Source organism: Leclercia sp. GLN_9, assembly GCF_043105735.1.
Taxonomy (GTDB): domain Bacteria; phylum Pseudomonadota; class Gammaproteobacteria; order Enterobacterales; family Enterobacteriaceae; genus Enterobacter; species Enterobacter adecarboxylatus.
This window is the reverse complement of sequence record NZ_JBICLV010000015.1, coordinates 39074-60173: the sequence shown is the minus strand read 5'-3', so window position 1 is coordinate 60173 and position 21100 is coordinate 39074. Positions and strand designations below refer to the sequence as shown.

At 54.6% G+C, this 21100-nt stretch carries 19 protein-coding genes; 13 read left to right on the top strand and 6 right to left on the bottom strand.

The annotated features are described in order from the left end of the window. Position 1: 1 nt before the first annotated feature. The 4 genes from gyrB to dnaA form a co-directional block, all read right to left on the bottom strand. Positions 2-2416, bottom strand: a complete 2415-nt coding sequence (gene gyrB / locus ACF8PE_RS09155; protein ID WP_032615543.1) for a DNA topoisomerase (ATP-hydrolyzing) subunit B — start codon at positions 2414-2416, stop codon at positions 2-4. A 28-nt stretch (positions 2417-2444) separates the two neighbouring features. Beyond that, entirely contained in the window at positions 2445-3518 is a 1074-nt protein-coding gene (recF, locus tag ACF8PE_RS09150; RefSeq protein ID WP_032615541.1) for a DNA replication/repair protein RecF, read from the bottom strand. Positions 3519-3664: 146 nt separating this feature from the next. After that, a complete protein-coding gene (gene dnaN, locus ACF8PE_RS09145; RefSeq protein WP_032615539.1) occupies positions 3665-4768 on the bottom strand; it encodes a DNA polymerase III subunit beta in 1104 nt (367 codons plus the stop codon). A 4-nt stretch (positions 4769-4772) separates the two neighbouring features. Further along, positions 4773-6173 carry a chromosomal replication initiator protein DnaA gene (gene dnaA, locus ACF8PE_RS09140; RefSeq protein WP_032615537.1) on the bottom strand — a complete coding sequence of 467 codons (1401 nt, stop codon included), beginning with the start codon at positions 6171-6173 and terminating at the stop codon, positions 4773-4775. A 600-nt stretch (positions 6174-6773) separates the two neighbouring features. On the opposite strand from dnaA, the gene rpmH reads away from it, so the two are divergent. The 12 genes from rpmH (at position 6774) to ACF8PE_RS09080 (ending at position 17594) form a co-directional block, all read left to right on the top strand. Then, positions 6774-6914 (top strand): 50S ribosomal protein L34, encoded by a 141-nt coding sequence (rpmH, locus tag ACF8PE_RS09135; protein WP_003849659.1) that lies wholly within the window; start codon positions 6774-6776, stop codon positions 6912-6914. Between the two features lie 16 nt (positions 6915-6930). After that, entirely contained in the window at positions 6931-7290 is a 360-nt protein-coding gene (gene rnpA, locus ACF8PE_RS09130) for a ribonuclease P protein component (RefSeq protein ID WP_014072458.1), read from the top strand. Continuing rightward, on the top strand, positions 7254-7511 hold the full coding sequence (gene yidD, locus ACF8PE_RS09125; RefSeq protein WP_015585463.1) for a membrane protein insertion efficiency factor YidD: 258 nt from the start codon (positions 7254-7256) through the stop codon (positions 7509-7511). Before rnpA ends, yidD begins: the two co-directional genes overlap by 37 nt. 2 nt (positions 7512-7513) lie before the next feature. After that, positions 7514-9154, top strand: coding sequence for a membrane protein insertase YidC (gene yidC, locus ACF8PE_RS09120; protein ID WP_032615531.1), 1641 nt, complete (start codon positions 7514-7516; stop codon positions 9152-9154). A gap of 103 nt (positions 9155-9257) precedes the next feature. Then, complete coding sequence (mnmE, locus tag ACF8PE_RS09115) at positions 9258-10622, top strand: tRNA uridine-5-carboxymethylaminomethyl(34) synthesis GTPase MnmE (RefSeq protein WP_059309047.1); 1365 nt, start codon at positions 9258-9260, stop codon at positions 10620-10622. A gap of 192 nt (positions 10623-10814) precedes the next feature. Beyond that, positions 10815-10892, top strand: coding sequence for a tryptophanase leader peptide (gene tnaC, locus ACF8PE_RS09110; RefSeq protein WP_350028380.1), 78 nt, complete (start codon positions 10815-10817; stop codon positions 10890-10892). A 229-nt stretch (positions 10893-11121) separates the two neighbouring features. Beyond that, positions 11122-12537: a tryptophanase gene (tnaA, locus tag ACF8PE_RS09105; protein ID WP_032615529.1), complete on the top strand. Its 1416-nt coding sequence runs from the start codon at positions 11122-11124 to the stop codon at positions 12535-12537. Between the two features lie 88 nt (positions 12538-12625). Next, the gene (gene tnaB / locus ACF8PE_RS09100) at positions 12626-13882 is read left to right on the top strand and encodes a low affinity tryptophan permease TnaB (protein ID WP_148569679.1); all 1257 of its coding nucleotides are present in this window, start codon (positions 12626-12628) and stop codon (positions 13880-13882) included. A gap of 129 nt (positions 13883-14011) precedes the next feature. Then, on the top strand, positions 14012-15187 hold the full coding sequence (locus ACF8PE_RS09095; RefSeq protein WP_032615526.1) for an MFS transporter: 1176 nt from the start codon (positions 14012-14014) through the stop codon (positions 15185-15187). Continuing rightward, the gene (yidZ, locus tag ACF8PE_RS09090; RefSeq protein WP_059309049.1) at positions 15156-16136 is read left to right on the top strand and encodes an HTH-type transcriptional regulator YidZ; all 981 of its coding nucleotides are present in this window, start codon (positions 15156-15158) and stop codon (positions 16134-16136) included. The genes ACF8PE_RS09095 and yidZ overlap by 32 nt, the downstream gene beginning before the upstream one ends. Before the next feature lie 124 nt (positions 16137-16260). Then, a complete protein-coding gene (locus ACF8PE_RS09085; RefSeq protein WP_032615523.1) occupies positions 16261-17007 on the top strand; it encodes a 4'-phosphopantetheinyl transferase superfamily protein in 747 nt (248 codons plus the stop codon). Between the two features lie 20 nt (positions 17008-17027). Beyond that, entirely contained in the window at positions 17028-17594 is a 567-nt protein-coding gene (locus tag ACF8PE_RS09080; protein WP_032615522.1) for an NADPH-dependent FMN reductase, read from the top strand. A 108-nt stretch (positions 17595-17702) separates the two neighbouring features. On the opposite strand, the gene ACF8PE_RS09075 is transcribed toward ACF8PE_RS09080, so the two are convergent. Then, entirely contained in the window at positions 17703-19037 is a 1335-nt protein-coding gene (locus ACF8PE_RS09075) for an NCS2 family permease (protein ID WP_141242333.1), read from the bottom strand. 168 nt (positions 19038-19205) lie between these two features. Between ACF8PE_RS09075 and yieH the strand changes: the two genes are divergently transcribed. Continuing rightward, the gene (gene yieH, locus ACF8PE_RS09070) at positions 19206-19871 is read left to right on the top strand and encodes a 6-phosphogluconate phosphatase (protein ID WP_032615520.1); all 666 of its coding nucleotides are present in this window, start codon (positions 19206-19208) and stop codon (positions 19869-19871) included. A gap of 40 nt (positions 19872-19911) precedes the next feature. Here the strand turns inward: yieH and ACF8PE_RS09065 are convergent, their stop codons facing one another. Continuing rightward, complete coding sequence (locus ACF8PE_RS09065; RefSeq protein ID WP_392494784.1) at positions 19912-21081, bottom strand: alpha/beta hydrolase-fold protein; 1170 nt, start codon at positions 21079-21081, stop codon at positions 19912-19914. Positions 21082-21100 lie beyond the last annotated feature (19 nt).

Sequence of the window (21100 nt, the reverse complement as noted above, 5' to 3'; positions counted from 1 at the left end):
CTTAGATATCGATGTTCGCCGCTTTCAGCGCGTTCTCTTCGATGAAGGCACGACGTGGTTCAACCGCATCGCCCATCAGGGTAGTGAACAGCTGGTCCGCTGCAATCGCGTCTTTTACGGTAACGCGCAGCATGCGGCGACTCTCTGGATCCATGGTGGTTTCCCACAGCTGATCCGGGTTCATTTCACCCAGACCTTTATAACGCTGAATGGAGAGGCCACGACGGGACTCTTTCACCAGCCAATCCAGCGCCTGCTCGAAGCTGGCAACCGGCTGACGGCGTTCGCCACGCTCGATAAAGGCATCGTCTTCAATCAGACCGCGCAGCTTCTCGCCCAGAGTACAGATACGACGGTATTCCGCACCGGTCACAAACTCATGATCCAGTGGGTAGTCGGTATCCACACCGTGGGTACGCACACGGATCACCGGCTCGAACTGATTCAGTTCGCTGTTCTCGTTCACGTCGAACTTCCACTGGCTACCGTGCTGCTCGTTCTCGTTCAGATCGGTCACCAGGGTGTTCACCCAACGGGTCACGGCCTGCTCGCTGCTGAGGTCGGCTTCGGACAGCGTCGGCTGATAGACCAGCGCTTTCAGCAGTGTGCGCGGGAAGCGACGCTCCATGCGGCCAATCATCTTCTGGGTAGCGTTGTACTCAGAGACCAGACGTTCCAGCGGTTCACCCGCCAGCGCCGGGGCGCTTGAGTTAGCGTGCAGGGTCGCGCCATCAAGGGCGATAGCGATCTGGTACTGATCCATCGCTTCGTCGTCTTTGATGTACTGTTCCTGCTTGCCTTTCTTCACTTTGTACAGCGGCGGCTGGGCAATGTAGACATGGCCACGCTCAACGATTTCCGGCATCTGACGATAGAAGAAGGTCAACAGCAGCGTACGGATGTGCGAGCCGTCGACGTCCGCATCGGTCATGATGATGATGCTGTGATAGCGCAGTTTGTCCGGGTTGTACTCGTCACGGCCAATGCCGCAGCCCAGGGCGGTGATCAGCGTCGCCACTTCCTGAGAAGAGAGCATCTTGTCGAAGCGCGCCTTCTCAACGTTAAGGATTTTACCCTTCAGCGGCAGGATCGCCTGGTTCTTACGGTTACGGCCCTGCTTCGCAGAACCGCCCGCGGAGTCCCCTTCCACGAGGTACAGTTCGGACAGCGCCGGGTCGCGTTCCTGACAGTCTGCCAGTTTGCCCGGCAGGCCTGCTAAGTCCAGTGCGCCTTTACGACGGGTCATTTCACGGGCTTTACGTGCCGCTTCACGGGCGCGCGCCGCGTCGATAATTTTGCCGACCACGATTTTGGCGTCGGATGGGTTTTCCAGCAGGTATTCGCTCAGCAGTTCGTTCATCTGCTGTTCAACCGCCGATTTCACCTCGGAGGAGACCAGCTTGTCTTTGGTCTGAGAGGAGAATTTCGGATCCGGCACCTTCACGGAGACAACAGCAATCAGGCCTTCACGGGCATCGTCGCCGGTGGCGCTGACTTTCGCTTTTTTGCTGTAGCCTTCTTTATCCATGTAGGCGTTCAGGGTACGGGTCATCGCCGTACGGAAGCCAACCAGGTGTGTACCGCCATCGCGCTGCGGGATGTTGTTGGTAAAGCAGTAGATGTTTTCCTGGAACCCGTCGTTCCACTGCAGCGCAACTTCCACGCCGATACCGTCTTTTTCGGTAGAGAAATAGAAGATATTTGGGTGAATTGGCGTTTTGTTCTTGTTGAGATACTCAACGAACGCCTTGATGCCACCTTCGTAGTGGAAGTGGTCTTCTTTGCCGTCGCGCTTGTCGCGCAGGCGGATAGAGACGCCGGAGTTCAGGAATGACAGCTCGCGCAGACGTTTGGCGAGGATATCGTATTCAAACTCGGTGACGTTGGTGAAGGTTTCATGGCTTGGCCAGAAACGGACCTGAGTCCCGGTTACGTCAGTTTCACCGGTAACCGCCAGCGGAGCCTGCGGTACGCCGTGCACGTAGGTTTGCTGATGCACTTTGCCTTCGCGACGGATCAGCAGTTCCAGCTTCTGCGACAGGGCGTTAACCACAGAGACACCCACACCGTGCAGACCGCCGGATACTTTATAGGAGTTATCATCGAACTTACCGCCTGCGTGCAGGACGGTCATGATAACTTCCGCTGCAGATACGCCCTCTTCCGGGTGGATACCGGTCGGGATGCCACGGCCATCATCGGTTACGGAGACGGAGTTGTCGGCGTGGATCGTCACCACGATGTCTTTACAGTGACCCGCGAGCGCTTCGTCGATAGCGTTATCCACAACCTCAAATACCATGTGGTGCAGACCGGTGCCGTCATCCGTGTCGCCGATATACATACCCGGGCGCTTACGCACCGCATCCAGCCCTTTCAGGACTTTGATACTGGAGGAGTCATAAGAATTCGACATCAACGTTTCTCGCTCATTTATTCTTGGGTTAATCCGTTATTTTACCCTTTTCCACGGTGAACATCTTCGAATTTTTGTCCGACATGTCCATTACGTGTTCAGCGCTAATCGCACTGACGAAAACTTGTGACTGCGTGGCTTTTAAGCGGCTGGCAAGCAGTCCGCGCCGCGCGTCGTCAAGTTCCGAGGCAAAATCATCAATCAGGTACAGGCAGCGTCGCCCACTCTCACGGGTTAAAAACTCGCCCTGCGCCAGGCGCAGCGCGCACATCAGGAGTTTGAGCTGCCCGCGTGATAAGGTGTCTTCTACCGGCGCACCGTCGGCACGAATGCGGAAATCCGCCTTGTGCGGGCCGTGTGCCGTGTAGGTCAACATGCGATCGCGCTCGAAGCTTCGCTCCAGCACCTCGGCATAGTCGGTCTCCTTCTCCCAGCCGCGCTGGAAGGAGAAGCTTAAAGAGAACTCGGGTAAAAACTGTTGGCAGGTATCTGCCATGTCCTGCGCGATCCCGGCGCTGTACTCGGCGCGCCAGCGGCTGATCTGCTCCGCCAGTGGGATCAGCTCTTTGTCCCACGCCCGCAGTTGGGCATAGCGGGTTACCTGGCGTAGCGCGGCATTGCGCTGCTTGAGCAGCCGTTTAAGGTTGCTCCAGGCGGTAAAGAAGCCTGCTTCGTTATGGAAGCATCCCCAGTCGAGGAAGGCTCTTCTGTATTTGGGGCCGCCGTTGAGTAAAGTAAACCCCTCGGGGGTGATCAGCTGCATCGGCATCATCAGTGCCAGTTCGGCCACTTTGTGCCCGTCGGTGCCGTCGATGCGCACCTTGCTGTCGCCATGCTTGTCTTTGGTCAGACCGATAGCCGTTTCGTGATCCTGGCCCTGCAAACGCCCATGTAAAATGAACGCTTCCTGCTCGTGGCGAATGACGCGGCCAATCTGCAAACTGCGAAACGCCCGACCATGGCCGAGCGTATAGATGGCTTCCAGGACGCTGGTTTTGCCGCTGCCGTTGGCGCCAACCAGGAAATTAAAGCCGGGAGATAAAGCAAGATCCGCGCTTTCGATATTGCGGAAATCTTTAATTAAAAGGCGCGTCAGTGACATATCTGGGTTTCTTCGGCCAGGGCGTAATCGGCGCAGCCAGTTTCAACGCGGACTGCGCACAGACCCTGAAGCGTACACGGAGTACGTGACAGGGGCGAGCACAGCCCAGGTTGAAAGTGGCAAGTAAGATAGCCCGATATTTTTCACTACAGTCTCATTGGCATAACAACATAGGCTGCCGACTGTGATGCAGCATCTTCAATCTGTACACTCGACACGGAATCCGTCAGCAGAATACGCACGTTTTCGCACTTCAGTGCATTCAGCACATCCAGCACGTAACTGACGTTAAAGCCGATTTCCATTTCGGTGCCCGCCGCATAGGTGACATCGAGGATCTCTTCGGCTTCTTCCTGCTCCGGGTTGTTAGCCGTAATCTTCAGCTGGTTTTCGCTGACATACAGGCGCACGCCGCGGAACTTCTCGTTAGAGAGGATCGCCGCACGAGCAAAGGCCTGCTTGAGGATATCGCAGCCCGCTTCCAGCGTTTTGTCCGGGTTCTTCGGCAATACGCGGCGATAGTCCGGGAAGCGACCATCCACCAACTTAGAAGTGAAGATAAAGTCACCGACATGCGCGCGAATGTTGTTGCTGCCAATCTGCACGCGCAGCGGGGTTTCGCCGCCGTCGAGCATACGCATCAGCTCAATCACGCCTTTACGCGGCACGATCACCGAATGGTTTGGCAAGCTCACGCCAATCGGCATGGAGCAGACCGCCAGACGGTGGCCGTCGGTGGCGACGGTACGCAGCTCTTCACCTTCGGTTTCGAACAGCATGCCGTTTAAGTAGTAGCGAACGTCCTGATGCGCCATCGAGAACTGGGTGGCTTCAATCAGGCGCTTCATGGTTGCCTGCGGCAGGGTGAATTCGACTTCGCTCTGCCAGTCATCGAGGTTCGGGAAGTCGATAGCCGGGAGCGTGGAGAGCGAGAAGCGGCTGCGGCCGGAGCGCACTAACATGCGATCGCCTTCCAGCTGCACGGCAATCTCTGCCCCTTCAGGCAGGCCACGGCAGATATCAAAGAACTTACGCGCTGGAACAGTGGTAGCGCCCGCTTCGTGAGGCTGAGAAAGCGTCACGCGTGCGACCATTTCCATCTCGAGATCGGTGCCGGTCAGCGACAGCGTGCCGTCTGCGACCTGTAGCAGCAGGTTACCGAGAATAGGCAGCGTCGGGCGGCCGCCTAAGGGGCCACTCACCTGTTGCAGCGGTTTTAATAAGTGTTCACGTTCAACGGTAAATTTCATAGCGTCACGAAGATAATGTTCTGATTAAATTGGAGAAGTCTTCTTTTATGTCGTGGCTTTCTTCACGCAGCTGCTCGATCTTACGACAGGCGTGCAGCACGGTGGTATGGTCACGGCCACCAAAGGCATCACCGATTTCCGGCAGGCTGTGGTTGGTGAGTTCCTTTGCCAGCGCCATCGCCATCTGACGCGGTCTCGCCACTGAGCGGGATCGACGTTTGGACAGCAAATCCGCCACTTTAATTTTGTAGTACTCCGCCACCGTCTTCTGAATATTGTCGATGGTGACCAGTTTTTCCTGCAATGCCAGCAGATCGCGCAGCGCTTCACGCACGAAATCGATGGTGATCGCCCGTCCGGTGAAGTTGGCATTGGCGATGACGCGGTTCAGTGCGCCTTCCAGCTCACGGACGTTGGAACGCAGACGCTTGGCAATAAAGAACGCCACCTCACCCGGCAGACGAATGTCGTTCTCGTCGGCCTTTTTCATCAGGATCGCTACGCGGGTTTCCAGTTCCGGCGGCTCGATCGCCACGGTCAGGCCCCAGCCGAAGCGGGATTTCAGACGATCCTCAACCCCATTGATCTCTTTCGGATAACGATCCGAGGTCAAAATGATCTGCTGATTGCCTTCCAGCAGGGCATTGAAGGTGTGGAAAAACTCTTCCTGAGATCGTTCTTTATTAGCAAAGAATTGAATGTCATCGATCAGCAGCGCATCAACGGAACGGTAGTAGCGTTTAAACTCTTCGATCGCGTTGTTTTGCAGGGCTTTAACCATGTCCTGAACGAAGCGCTCGGAGTGCATATACACGACTTTGGCATTCGGCTTACGCGCCACGATGCCATTGCCAACCGCGTGCAGCAGGTGCGTTTTACCCAGACCGGTGCCGCCATAAAGGAACAGCGGGTTATAGGCGCCGCCCGGGTTATCCGCCACCTGACGGGCCGCCGCGCGGGCCAGCTGGTTCGATTTACCCTCGACGAAGTTATCGAAAGTGTGTTTGACGTTAACGTTGGAGCGGTATGTCGGCTCAGCCGGGGCCGGCACGTTGTCCCAGCCTGAACGCGGTGCAGGAGCGACGCGCGGCATGTGAACCTGCGCGGTTTGCGCGGGTGCTGCGGCGACGTTAACGGTCTCTTTAAGGGTTTGGGTGACCGGCTTTGTGCCCACTTCAAAACGCAGCTGTGGGGCATCGGTACCGCAAAATTCGTTCAGCAGTCCATTGATGTTATTAAGGTATTTGTCCCTTACCCAATCGAGCACAAAACGGTTTGGCGCATACAAAGCCAGCGTGTTATCGCTCAGCTCCGCCTGCAACGGGCGGATCCACATACTGAATTCTGTGGCTGGTAACTCATCCTGCAATCGGGCAAGACACTGCTGCCAAAGCGAAAGTGACACGGCGGACTCCACTCGAACATAAAAAGAAAGCTATTGAATAGTCATGATTGTAGACACACGTCGAAAAGACCCGGCGTTAAGGGGGACGTGCGAACCGCTATTTGCGGTTTTTGCCCGACCAGGATCCTGGGATCCGATCAGGACCGCGGATCATAGCTTAAACTGAGCCAGAGATCTTCTGTTTCTCACAGTTTCTTCCCGATTTATCCACAGGAGGATCGAAACGGGGTAAGTGTAAACGATCCTGAGGATACGCCCCCACGATTTAGGCCGCATATTGGAAAAATTAATGAGTAAAGACGATTTTTTGCTGAAATGATCTAACGAAGATCCTGGACGATCCTTGCGATTTGCCCTGGAGGCCGTATAATTCCCCACCCGGCGCGTGGGACTCTAAGACCTGCGTCTGACGCTGTTCAATTTGCACGCTAAAAACGTGCGGAAAGACGCGGGAAATAAGGAAAGAGAATTGACTCTGGAGTGTACAATTATTACAATCCGGCCTCTTTAATCACCCATGGCTTCGGCGTCCATTGTTCGTTATTCGTTCGGACTCCACAAAAAGTCATTGAATTTATTCAAGTTTAGGTAGAAATCGCCATGAAACGCACTTTTCAACCGTCTGTACTGAAGCGCAACCGTTCTCACGGCTTCCGTGCTCGTATGGCTACTAAAAATGGTCGTCAGGTTCTGGCACGTCGTCGTGCTAAAGGCCGTTCACGTCTGACCGTTTCCAAGTAATTAAGCTAACCCCTGCGTGGTTAAGCTAGCATTTCCCAGGGAGTTACGTTTGTTAACTCCCACTCATTTCACTTTCGTCTTCCAGCAGCCACAACGGGCTGGCACGCCGCAAATCACCATCCTCGGCCGCCAAAATTCGCTGGGGCATCCCCGTATCGGTCTCACTGTCGCCAAAAAAAATGTTAAGCGTGCGCATGAACGCAATCGGATTAAACGTCTGACGCGTGAAAGCTTCCGTTTACGTCAACATGAACTGCCTTCAATGGATTTCGTGGTGGTGGCAAAAAAAGGGGTTGCCGACCTCGATAACCGTGCTCTCTCGGAAGCGTTGGAAAAATTATGGCGCCGCCACTGTCGCCTGGCTCACGGGTCCTGATCGGCCTTATCCGGGTCTATCAACGCCTGATTAGTCCGCTACTCGGGCCACACTGCCGTTTCACGCCAACATGCTCAAGCTACGGAATTGAGGCATTGCGCAGGTTTGGAGTGATAAAAGGCAGTTGGTTGACGGTGAAACGCGTATTAAAATGCCACCCTTTACACCCAGGTGGAGACGATCCCGTCCCTCCAGGACCTTTTGATACCAGAGAACACTAACGATGGATTCGCAACGCAATCTTCTTATCATCGCTTTGTTGTTCGTGTCTTTCATGATCTTCCAGGCTTGGGAGCAGGATAAAAATCCTCAACCTCAGCAGCAGGTCACGCAGACAACGACCACCGCAGCGGGTAGCGCCGCCGACCAGGGCGTACCGGCCAGTGGCCAGGGTAAACTGATTACGGTTAAGACCGATGTGCTTGAGCTGACTATCAACACCCGTGGTGGTGATGTTGAGCAGGCACAACTGGTAACTTACCCGAAAGAGCTCGGTTCTAACGAGCCGTTCCAGTTACTGGAAACCACGCCGCAGTTTATCTACCAGGCACAGAGCGGCCTGACCGGTCGTGATGGCCCGGATAACCCGGCTAACGGCGCACGTCCGCTGTATAACGTCGATAAAGATGCGTTTGTGCTGGCTGATGGCCAGAACGAACTCGCGATCCCGATGACTTACACCGATGCTGCGGGCAACACCTTCACCAAAACCTTCACCCTGAAACGCGGTGAGTATGCGGTGAACGTGGGCTATAACGTGCAGAACGCCAGCGCGAAACCGCTGGAAATCTCCACCTTTGGCCAGCTTAAGCAAACCATCGATCTGCCGTCGCACCGTGACACCGGAAGCAACAACTTCGCGTTGCATACCTTCCGTGGCGCAGCGTACTCCACGCCAGATACTAAGTACGAGAAATACAAATTCGACACCATTGCCGATAACGAAAACCTGAACGTCAGCTCAAAAGGCGGTTGGGTGGCAATGCTGCAACAGTATTTCGCGACTGCATGGGTGCCAAATAACGCCGGTTCCAACAACTTCTATACCGCAAACCTGAACGGCGTTGCCGCTATCGGCTATAAGTCTGAGCCGGTTCTGGTTCAGCCGGGTCAAACCGGTACGCTGGGCAGCACCCTGTGGGTCGGCCCGGAAATCCAGGACAAGATGGCCGCTGTAGCACCGCACCTGGATCTGACCGTAGATTACGGTTGGTTGTGGTTCATCTCCCAGCCGCTGTTTAAGCTGCTGAAGTGGATCCACAGCTTCCTGGGTAACTGGGGCTTCTCCATCATTGTTATCACCTTTATCGTTCGTGGCATCATGTACCCGCTGACCAAAGCGCAGTACACCTCCATGGCGAAGATGCGTATGCTGCAGCCGAAGATTCAGGCTATGCGTGAGCGTCTGGGCGATGACAAACAGCGTCAGAGCCAGGAGATGATGGCCCTGTATAAAGCCGAGAAAGTGAATCCACTGGGTGGCTGCTTCCCGCTGCTGATCCAGATGCCAATCTTCCTTGCGCTGTACTACATGCTGATGGGTTCCGTTGAGCTGCGCCATGCGCCGTTCGCCCTGTGGATCCATGACCTGTCTGCACAGGACCCGTACTACATCCTGCCGATCCTGATGGGCGTGACGATGTTCTTCATCCAGAAGATGTCACCAACCACCGTGACCGACCCGATGCAGCAGAAGATCATGACCTTTATGCCGGTCATCTTCACCGTGTTCTTCCTGTGGTTCCCGTCAGGTCTGGTGCTGTACTATATCGTCAGCAACCTGGTCACCATCCTTCAGCAGCAGCTGATCTACCGTGGTCTGGAAAAACGTGGTCTGCATAGCCGCGAGAAGAAAAGCTCCTGATTCTGAGTAGGCCGGGTAAGCGAAGCGCCACCCGGCAAAAAGAGCAGTGATGACAGGGCGGTCTATTGACCGCCTTTTTTATTGCATTAAGAAGAGATAAACCATGAGCCATAACGACACTATCGTCGCCCAGGCAACCCCACCGGGACGCGGTGGTGTGGGCATTCTGCGTATCTCCGGCCAGAAGGCGCGCGAGGTGGCAGAAGCGGTACTGGGTAAATTGCCAAAGCCGCGCTACGCCGACTATCTGCCGTTTAAAGATACTGACGGAACTGCGCTGGATCAGGGCATCGCGCTGTGGTTCCCCGGCCCGAACTCCTTCACTGGCGAAGACGTGCTCGAACTGCAGGGCCACGGCGGGCCGGTGATCCTCGACCTGCTGCTGAAACGCATTCTGACTTTGCCAGGGCTGCGTATTGCCAGGCCGGGCGAGTTCTCCGAGCGCGCCTTCCTGAACGATAAGCTCGACCTGGCGCAAGCCGAGGCGATTGCCGACCTGATCGATGCCAGCTCCGAGCAAGCCGCACGCTCCGCCCTGAACTCACTGCAGGGTGCTTTTTCCGCCCGCGTGAATCATCTTGTGGAAGCACTTACTCACCTGCGGATCTACGTAGAAGCGGCAATTGATTTCCCGGATGAGGAGATCGACTTCCTCTCCGATGGCAAAATCGAAGCCCAGCTTAACGCTGTGATGAACGATCTCGACGCGGTACGCGCCGAAGCGCGTCAGGGCAGCCTGCTGCGCGAAGGGATGAAAGTGGTCATTGCCGGGCGTCCAAATGCCGGGAAATCGAGCCTGCTGAATGCTCTGGCGGGTCGTGAAGCCGCAATTGTGACCGACATTGCCGGCACCACTCGCGACGTACTGCGGGAACATATTCATATCGACGGTATGCCGCTGCATATCATCGACACCGCGGGCTTACGCGATGCCAGCGACGAAGTGGAGCGCATCGGTATCGAGCGCGCCTGGCAGGAGATCGAGCAGGCTGACCGCGTGCTGTTTATGGTAGATGGCACCACTACGGCGGCGGTCGACCCGGCGGCGATCTGGCCGGACTTTATTGCCCGTCTGCCAGCCAATCTGCCGATCACCGTGGTACGTAACAAAGCCGACGTCACGGGTGAAACGCTGGGCCTCAGCGATGTGAATGGTCACTCACTTATTCGCCTGTCGGCGCGTACCGGCGAGGGCGTAGATGAGCTGCGCGACCATCTGAAGCAGAGCATGGGCTTTGATACCAGCATGGAGGGCGGTTTCCTTGCCCGTCGTCGCCATCTTCAGGCGCTGGAAGAGGCGGCACAACATCTGGATCAGGGCAAAGCACAACTGCTTGGTGCCTGGGCCGGAGAACTGCTGGCGGAAGAGCTGCGTCTGGCGCAGCAGGCGTTAAGCGAGATCACCGGGGAGTTCACTTCGGATGATCTGCTGGGCCGCATTTTCTCGAGCTTCTGTATCGGGAAATAAGCCCGTTTTGCCAGCTGTTAAAAAGCCGCATAACACTCCTGTTATTGTGGCTTTTTCTTTTTTATATTCTCTGAATAAATAGTAAATATATCGGTTATATTCTCTGTGATTACAATCACAATTAATATCTCTGCACATAGACAAATATTCTCATTAGAATAGTGTAGTAACGTGTCTAATGAGGATAAATCAATGATGATTATCTTAAATACATACATCACGTCTAAGTGGTTCAATATTGACAATAAAATTGTCAATCACCATCCGTAATCTCCCTTCGCCTCTTTTTCTCTATGCAACCTGAACAGACTCATAGTCTGTTTATCCGGTATGCCTGAAATCATTGCGCTTATAAAACCGCAATAGTGCCTCTGCACGCCTGTATTGTTGAGAATTAATCTCGCGACTGCGTGGCGTTATAAATGGCTCAGGTTTGCCGCTTTTTATGGTTATTAAAAATAACCACCAGCACCGCTGCGATAAAAACAGGAATTATATAATGGAAAACTTCAAACATTTACCAGAACCCTTTCGCATCAGAGTTATTGAGCCGGTTAAGCGCACTACAAGGGAGCATCGCGAAAACGCGATTATTCAATCAGGCATGAACCCCTTCCTGCTGGATAGCGAGGACGTGTTTATTGATTTACTGACCGACAGCGGCACCGGCGCAGTCACTCAAAATATGCAGGCCGCTATGCTGCGCGGTGACGAAGCCTACAGTGGAAGCCGTAGCTACTATGCACTGTCCAACGCCGTGAAGGAGATTTTCGGCTATCAATATACCATCCCAACACACCAGGGACGCGGCGCTGAGCAGATCTATATTCCTGTCTTAATCAAAAAACGCGAACAGGAAAAAGGCTTAGATCGCACGAAAATGGTCGCCTTCTCAAACTACTTCTTTGATACCACCCAGGGTCATAGCCAGATAAATGGCTGCACCGTGCGCAACGTCTATATTAAGGAAGCGTTTGATACCGGCGTCCGTTACGATTTTAAAGGCAATTTTGACCTGCAGGGACTGGAAAACGGCATCGAGGAAGTGGGTGCGAGCAATGTGCCTTATATTGTCGCGACCATCACCAGCAACTCTGCCGGTGGGCAGCCGGTGTCACTGGCGAACCTGAAGGCGATGTATGCGATTGCCAGAAAATACGATATCCCGGTCGTCATGGATTCCGCGCGCTTTGCAGAGAACGCCTACTTTATTCAAAAACGTGAGGCGGAATATAAAGACTGGAGCATTGCAGAAATCACCCGCGAGACCTACAAGTACGCGGATATGCTGGCCATGTCGGCGAAAAAGGATGCCATGGTGCCGATGGGTGGGCTGCTGTGCATCAAGAATGACGATTATTTCGATGTTTATACCGAGTGCAGAACCTTGTGCGTCGTCCAGGAAGGTTTCCCGACTTACGGCGGCCTGGAAGGGGGTGCCATGGAACGCCTGGCTGTCGGCCTGCATGACGGCATGGGCCAGGACTGGCTGGCATACCGGATTAATCAGGTGCAATACCTGGTAGACGGCCTGGAAGCAATCGGCGTGGTTTGCCAGCAGGCGGGCGGCCATGCTGCCTTTGTGGATGCGGGCAAGCTTTTACCGCATATTCCAGCGGAGCAGTTCCCGGCGCAGGCGCTGGCATGTGAGCTTTATAAAGTCGCAGGCATTCGCGCAGTGGAAATTGGTTCATTCCTGTTAGGCCGCGATCCGAAAACGGGCAAGCAGTTACCTTGCCCCGCAGAATTACTGCGTTTAACCATTCCACGCGCAACCTATACGCAATCCCATATGGATTTCATCGTCGAAGCCTTTAAGCACGTCAAAGAAAATGCGATGAATATTAAAGGATTAACCTTTACCTACGAACCGAAAGTATTACGCCACTTCACTGCCAAACTCAAAGAAGTTTAACTTCACTCCCTGGGTGGCTAAATAATTTTAGCCACCCGAAAAAAAACTATATCAACAACATCAAGCTTGCCACATTGATGGGGGCAACATGGAACAAAGTTTAGAGTTAGAAACTAAACACTCCTCGGTATGGGGTGTCATGGTTATAGCAGGTACAGTTATTGGCGGGGGGATGTTTGCTTTACCCGTAGATTTGGCAGGGGCATGGTTTTTTTGGGGTGCGTTTATTTTAATTATTGCCTGGTTTTCGATGCTTCACTCCGGGCTGTTATTACTGGAAGCTAATTTAAACTATCCTGTCGGTTCCAGTTTTAATACGGTTACAAAAGATCTGATTGGTAACAGATGGAATATCGTAAGCGGTCTAACGGTTGCATTTGTTCTTTATATCCTGACGTATGCCTATATCTCTGCCAATGGCGCAATAATAAGTGAAACTATCGCCATGAATCAGGGGACGCACGTCAATCCCCGCATCGTGGGTGTGTGTACAGCGCTCTTTGTCGCGGCCGTGTTGTGGTTTAGCTCATTAGCCGCCAGCAGAATTACCTCGCTGTTTTTAGGCATTAAGATCATCGCCTTTATCGTTGTATTTGGATCATTCTTCTTTCAGGTTGATTACGGCATATTAAGAGATATCAACGTCACATCAGCCAGTCATACCAACTACTTCCCCTATATCTTCATGGCCCTGCCCGTCTGTCTGGCATCGTTTGGTTTTCACGGCAACATTCCCAGCCTCATCATCTGCTATGGGAAGCGGAAAGATAAGCTGATTAAAAGCCTGGTGTTTGGCTCACTGCTGGCGCTGTTTATCTATCTGTTCTGGCTGTATTGCACGATGGGGAACATTACCCGCGACAGCTTCAACGAGATCATCTCGTCAGGGGGGAACGTCGATTCACTGGTAAAATCCTTCCTCGGCACCCGGCAGCACGGCGTTATCGAATTTTGCTTACTGGTTTTCTCTAATCTAGCCGTGGCCAGCTCCTTTTTTGGCGTCACACTGGGGTTGTTCGACTATCTTGCCGACCTCTTTAAGCTCGACAATTCACCGTCCGGTCGTCTGAAAACGATCATGCTGACCTTCCTGCCCCCCACGACTCTCTATCTGATCTTCCCGAATGGGTTTATCTACGGCATTGGCGGTGCAGGACTGTGTGCGACCATCTGGGCGGTGATTATTCCTGCGGTTCTGGCGTTGAAAGCGCGGAAGAAATTCCCGAATCAGATGTTCACCGTCTGGGGCGGTATGATGATCCCTTCACTGGTGATCCTGTTTGGTGTCGCGGTCATTATTTGCTGGTTCGGGAATATCTTTAATTTCCTGCCGCGCTTTGGTTGAGCCAGCCTGACGTTTACACGCGGTCTATTCTGAGGTGATTTCCTGTAAGGAAATCACCTTTGTCCAAATGGCAACTCGCCACATTTCCTTTCTCCCCCTATGCTTCATGCCTGTCTTTATGGGGGTTTTATGGCTCGTTTTCTGTTTTGTAGTTTTGCGCTGGTGCTGCTTTATCCATCAGGCATTGATATGTATCTGGTGGGATTGCCGCACATCGCCCGCGATCTGGGCGCCAGCGAGGCGCAGCTGCATATCGCGTTTTCGGCCTACCTCGCGGGGATGGCGTCGTCGATGGTGTTTGCCGGGAAGGTTGCTGACAAAGCCGGGCGGCAGCCGGTCGCCATTACCGGGGCAGTGATTTTTGCGCTCTCCTCCGTGCTGTGCTCGCTGGCAGAAGAGAGTTCGCTGTTCCTCACCGGGCGCTTTATCCAGGGTGTCGGCGCGGGCGGGTGCTACGTGGTGGCCTTTGCGATCCTGCGCGATACCTTAAGCGCCCAGCGCCGCGCCAAAGTTCTCTCCATGATGAATGGCATCACCTGTATTATCCCGGTGCTTGCGCCAGTGGTGGGCTACCTGATCATGCTGAAATTCCCGTGGCAGAGCCTCTTCTGGACGATGGCGGCGATGGGAATGCTGGTCTTTATCCTGTCGATCACGGTACTGAGAGAAACCCATCCCGGGGCACAAAACAGGGGTCATACCGCGTCGATTCCCCCGGACGAAAAGCTGCTCAACCGCTTCTTTATCAGCCGGTTGTTGATCACCACCCTGAGCGTGGCGGTGATCCTCACCTATGTAAACGTTTCCCCGGTGTTGCTGATGGAGACCATGGGCTTCGATCGCGGGGAGTATTCCATGGTGATGGCCTTAACCGCGCTGGTCAGTATGGCCGTGTCGTTCTCGACCCCCTTTGCCCTGAATCTCTTTAAACAGCGTACATTGATGCTCACTTCACAGGTGCTGTTCCTGGTGGCCGGGGTGATTCTGGCGACGGCCAGTACCCACGCCCTGATGCTGGCGGGTATTACGCTCATCTGCGCCGGATTCTCGGTAGGCTTTGGTGTGGCGATGAGCCAGGCGCTTGGCCCGTTCGCCCTGCGCGCCGGGGTGGCAAGCTCGGTGCTGGGTATCGCCCAGGTCTGCGGCTCTTCGCTGTGGATTTGGCTGGCGGCCATAATGGGACTCAATGCGCTGAATATGCTGATCGGGGTGCTGATTGGTTGTAGCATGCTCTGCATTCTCCTCCTTTTGCTTATCCGACCGGCAGCGCATCATGAAGAAGCCCCTCAGCAGTCTCGATCTTAATCTCCTGTTGTGCCTGCAGCTGTTGCTGCAGGAACGCAGCGTAACGAAAGCCGCGAAACGGATGAACGTCACCCCGTCCGCGGTGAGTAAATCGCTGGCGAAGCTGCGCGACTGGTTTGACGATCCGCTGTTTGTGAAGACCCCGCTGGGGCTGCTGCCAACACCGCTGACGGTAAGCCTGGAGCAGGACCTGGCCGACTGGATGCAGATTGGCAACCAGATCCTCGATAAATTCCACCATGACTCTCCCGGCGGCCTTACCTTTGAACTGGCGGCAGAAACGCCGTTAATGCTGATCCGTTTTAATGCCCTGCTGACGCAGGTGAACCAGCGTTATCCGCAGGCCACGGTAAAGATGCGCCACTGGGATTACGATTCGCTGGACGCCATCACTCGCGGAGAAGTCGATCTCGGTTTTACAGGGCGCGAAACGCACCCCCGCTCCCGGGAGCTGTTAAAGCTCATGCCATGGTTTATCGACTACGAAATTCTGTTCAGCGACCGCCCCTGCGTCTATCTGCGTGAAGACCATCCCGCGCTTCAGGAGGAGTGGAACCTCGAAACTTTTCTGCGTTACCCGCATATCAGCATCTTCTGGGAGCGCAGCGACACCTGGGCGCTGGATGAAGTGCTAAGAGAGATGGGGCGAACCCGTAATATCGCCATGAGCCTGCCCGGATTCGAGCAGTCCATGTTTATGGCGGCGCAGCCGGGTCATAACTACATTGCCACTGCCCCGCACTACTGCCATCACTACAATCAGCTCCACCAGCGAAAGCTGGTCACCCTGCCGATCCCCATTGATGAAGCGCAGGCCCAGAAACTTACCGTGCCTTTTACGCTGATCTGGCATAAGCGGAATAGCCATAACCCGAAAACGCTCTGGCTGAGAGAGACGATCAAGACGCTGTATAGCCCGCCGCTACGCCAGGCACCTGTTTTCGCGTGAGAAAATGTAAAGTTCCGCCGCAAAACTTTCCTTACTTCCATTTAGCCATTAAAACAATAAGTGAGTTAAGCGATAATGATGTAACCGTTTAACCTAACTACTGACCATTATCATGGAGCGAAAAATGGCTACGCATTTTGCACGAGGGACACTGACCGAGGGGCTGCAGATTTCATCCAGACTCTCTTCATCCTGTCATAACGAAGCGCGGAAGCTTCCTGAACATCGCCGAACACGATTTTTGGCTTCCCGGGCGCTGCTCGCTGAACTCTTGTTTATGCTTTATGGCACCAGCGAGCTGCCGAAGGTGATAACCGAACCCGAGGGTCGCCCTGTTTTTGCCGATCCCGAGCTTCCCCGTTTTTCCATTGCCTATGCCGGCAATATCGTGGGCCTGGCGCTGACGACAGAGGGCGATTGTGGTCTGGATATGGAACTACAACGCGCGTTTCGCGCCCCGGATGGATCCCATGCCCATGACGTCTACCCGCTCTCCAGCAACGAGAACTTATGGGTGCGTAACCAGAACGATCCCTACGAAGCCAGAGCGCAGCTGATCACCCTGCGTCAGAGCATACTTAAGCTTTCAGGCGAGGCCAGTGATTGCGCCAGCCTGCTGCAACTGTTACCTGGCTCCGGCCGTCTGCGGGCCTCCAGAGCCGGACAGGTAGAAGCTTTAAGCGACGCCGAAGACTTCCTGATCTGGTCTATCGCCGTTACTCCGGGCATTGAACGGTTAAAAATTTGGGAGTTTGACAGCCGCCTCGGATGGCACAGTCTGCCGGACGTTCCCGCCCGGGCGAACGAACCGGCCGCACGCCTGATGCGTCTGACCAGTCTTCCGGCAGAAAAAGCCATTATTCTCACCTGACCTTTCATAAAGGAGTCGTGATGTCTGAAACGTTGAAGGTTGTTACGTTACTGGGAAGCCTGCGCAAGGGTTCATTTAACGGGATGGTTGCCCGCACGCTGCCGAAACTGGCGCCTGAGGGCATGGAAGTTACCCCCCTGCCGTCGATTGGCGATATTCCGCTGTATGACGCGGATGTGCAGCAGGAAGAGGGTTTCCCGGCTGCCGTAGAAGCGCTGGCAGCGCAGATCCGCGAAGCGGACGGCGTGGTGATTGTCACCCCGGAATATAACTACTCGGTGCCGGGTGGCCTGAAGAACGCCATTGACTGGCTTTCTCGCCTGCCAGAGCAGCCGCTGGCCGGTAAACCGGTGCTGATCCAGACCAGCTCAATGGGGGCGATTGGCGGCGCGCGTTGTCAGTATCATCTGCGCCAGATCCTGGTGTTCCTGGATGCGATGGTGATGAACAAGCCGGAATTTATGGGCGGCGTGATTCAGAACAAGGTGGACCCACAGACGGGTGAAGTGATCGATCAGAGCACGCTGGACCATCTGACCGGTCAGTTGAGCGCGTTTGGGAAGTATATTCAGCGGGTTAAAGCGTAGGGGAAGAGTTCAGGGTGAGTGCGGCTAGCGCCCTCACCCCGGTCCTCTCCCTCAGGGAGAGGATGCAAACACTAAAAACAGCAACCTAAGTTGCTGTTTTTAATTTTATTACGCATCAATAAACGCAATTTTCAGCACGAACAGCAGCGCAACAACCATCACGCACGGGCTGATTTCACGCCAGCGTCCGGTGCCCGCCTTCATCACGCAGTAAGAGATAAAGCCCAGCGCAATCCCTTCGGTGATGGAGAAGCTAAACGGCATCATCACGGCGGTAATAAATGCCGGAACCGCTTCGGTCAGGTCGTCCCACTTCACGCGCGACAGACTGGAAGTCATCAGCACGCCCACGTAGATCAGCGCGCCAGCGGCCGCGTACGGCGGCACCATGCCCGCCAGCGGTGAAAGGAAGATCACCAGCAGGAACAGCAGACCCACGACCACCGCGGTCAGACCGGTACGGCCACCAACGGAAACCCCGGAAGAGGACTCGATATAAGCGGTCACGGACGAGGTGCCGATAAAGGAGCCGGTTACGGAAGAGATACTGTCCACGAACAGCGCCTGCTTCATGCGCGGGAATTTGCCCTTCTCATCCGCCAGACCGGCTTTGTCGGTCACGCCAATCAGCGTCCCGGAGGAGTCAAACAGGTTTACCAGCATGAAGGAGAAGATCACCCCGGCCAGACCCAGGTTCAGCGAACCTGCCAGATCGACATGGCCAATCACGGTAGTCACGCTTGGCGGCGCAGAGACAATGCCGTTGTAGTGCACATCGCCCAGCATCCAGCCCAGAAGGGTGGTAACGATAATGGAGACTAAAACCGCCGCGTGGATATTGCGTGAGGCCAGAATCGCAATGATAAAGAAGCCCAGCACGCCCAGCAGCACGCTGTGAGAGGTCAGTTTACCGATGCTGACCAGCGTTTCCGGGTTTGCCACGATCACACCGGCATTTTTCAGCCCCATCATGCCAATGAAAAGACCGATACCGCTGGTGATGCCCACACGCAGGCTGACCGGGATATTGGCAATCATCCAGTAACGCACGCGGAAAATGGTCAGGATCAGCAGGCCAACCGCGCCCCAGAAGATCGCGCCCATACCCACCTGCCACGGCAGGCCCATAGCCTGAACCACCACGAAGGCGAAGAAAGCATTCAGACCCATCGCAGGTGCCAGAGCAACCGGCAGGTTAGCGAACAGCCCCATCAGGATGCTGCCGAAGGCGGCGATCAGACAGGTAGTCACGAAGACGGCGCTGGTATCCATGCCAGCAACGCCCAGAATTTGTGGGTTCACGAAAACGATATAGACCATCGTCAGGAAGGTAGTGAAACCCGCGATCACTTCGGTGCGTGCCGTTGTGCCGTGTTCGCGCAGTTTAAACACGCGCTCAAGCAAACCCGCGCCAGAAGACTGGGTAGTGTGTTGTTGACTCATTATCTATTTCCGAACAAGGAGGGAAAATCCGTCGCTATCCTATACCAAAATGCGACAATAGGGGTGGTTGAGAAGCACTTTTTTTCATTGAATTTGCTTATACGGCAACGATTGCGTCTCAACGTAATGCGGTACGTAAACGTTAAACTTGTTAAGAAAGGGAAATGCATGTCTCAGATTGATGCGGTATTTTTCGACTGCGATGGTACGTTGGTCGACAGTGAGGTCATCTGTTCCCGGGCGTATGTCACCATGTTCCAGGAATTTGGTATCACGCTCGATCTCGAAGAGACGTTCAAACGTTTTAAAGGCGTGAAGCTCTACGAAATCATCGACATTATTAACGCCGAACACGGCGTCAGCCTCGCGAAAGCGGATCTGGAGCCTGTTTACCGCGCCGAGGTCGCGCGCCTCTTCGACTCAGAACTGGAAGCAATCGCCGGGGCCAGCGCCTTGCTGGATGCTATGGCTGTGCCGATGTGCGTGGTCTCTAACGGCCCGGTGAGCAAAATGCAGCACTCCCTTGGCAAGTTACAAATGCTGCACCATTTCCCGGAAAAACTGTTCAGCGGCTACGATATCCAGCGCTGGAAACCCGATCCGGCCATGATGTTCCACGCGGCGAAAGCCATGAACGTCAACGTGGAGAATTGCATCCTGGTGGATGACTCCAGCGCAGGGGCGCAGGCGGGGATCGCGGCGGGCATGGAGGTGTTTTACTTCTGCGCCGATCCGCACAACCCGCCGCTTGACCATCCGAAAGTGACCACCTTTACCGATCTGGCCCAGTTGCCAGAACTGTGGAAAGCACGCGGCTGGCACCTTACCCGCTAAAACGAATAAGCCGTAAAGCGAGTCGCTTTACGGCTTTTTGCTATTTAAACAGCTTCTGGACGAATTCCGCGTAGGCAGGTCGCCAGACATCCATCTCATGGTTCAGACCCGGATACTCGTGATAATTGAATGCAATCTGGCGTTTCTCCAGCTCCTGCTTCAGCCCGGCGATATCCTTACCCGTCACCACATCTTTCTCGCCCACCACGACGGTGAAATTGCGTAGCTGCTTATTGATGGCCTGAGGATCGTTAAGTCGTGCGCTGACCCCCGCATCCGGCACCGTAGTGGTGGTCACGCCGCTAAACGTGGCCAGCCAGCCAAAGTGCTCAAGATGATTCATCCCGGAAACCAGCGCCTGATAGCCACCCTGCGACAGTCCTGCCAGCGCGCGCCCTTCGGCATCATCGCGCACGTTAAACCGCTGGCTTATCAGCGGAATGATGTCGTTCATTAGCTCCCGATCGGCAGCCTGAGCATTTAGCGGGTAGAACGCTTTGCGACGCTCATTCGGTACGAAGGTTTCAGGAACAATCCCTTCAGCATCGGTTTCCGTGTCAGGTACCACCACCAGCATTGGTTTAATCTTTCCGGCCGCGAGCAGGTTATCCATGATCTGCGCGATACGACCCTGATCGATAGCCGAACGTCCCGTATCACCGAAGCCATGATAGAAGTAGAGCACCGGCAGCGGCTTTTCTTTTCCGCTGTAGCCCGGCGGCGTCCAGACGAACAGCTGACGCTCCGATTTGAGCGCCGACGAATGATAGGTCAGGGTAATCAGATCGCCATGCGGCACTGGGTTAACATCCAGAATACTGCCCGGTACCAACACCATGCTGGTGTTCACCTGGCGCTGCGGCTTGGTCATCGCCGTGCCGGTATCAATGCTGCGCACACCGTCGACGTTGAAGAAGTATTCATACAGATTGGGCTGCATTACCGGTCCTTGCCAGCTCCAGAGTCCCGAGGCGTCTTTGGTCATCGGATGGATATTTTCCGGGGTCGGAACCCCCACTACCACCGATACGCTTTTTGCTGCCGGAGCGAAGTAGCGAAACGTCACCGTATTGTCGGCATTCACCTGAGTGACATATTGGCTCAGTGGATGAGCAGGATTCGGGGCAGCAGGGAGATCTGCCGCAAACGCCGATGACCCGAGAGATAAACAGAGCGTAATAACGGATAAAGCTGTTTTCATGCGTTTCATTAATAAATTCCTTAATGCG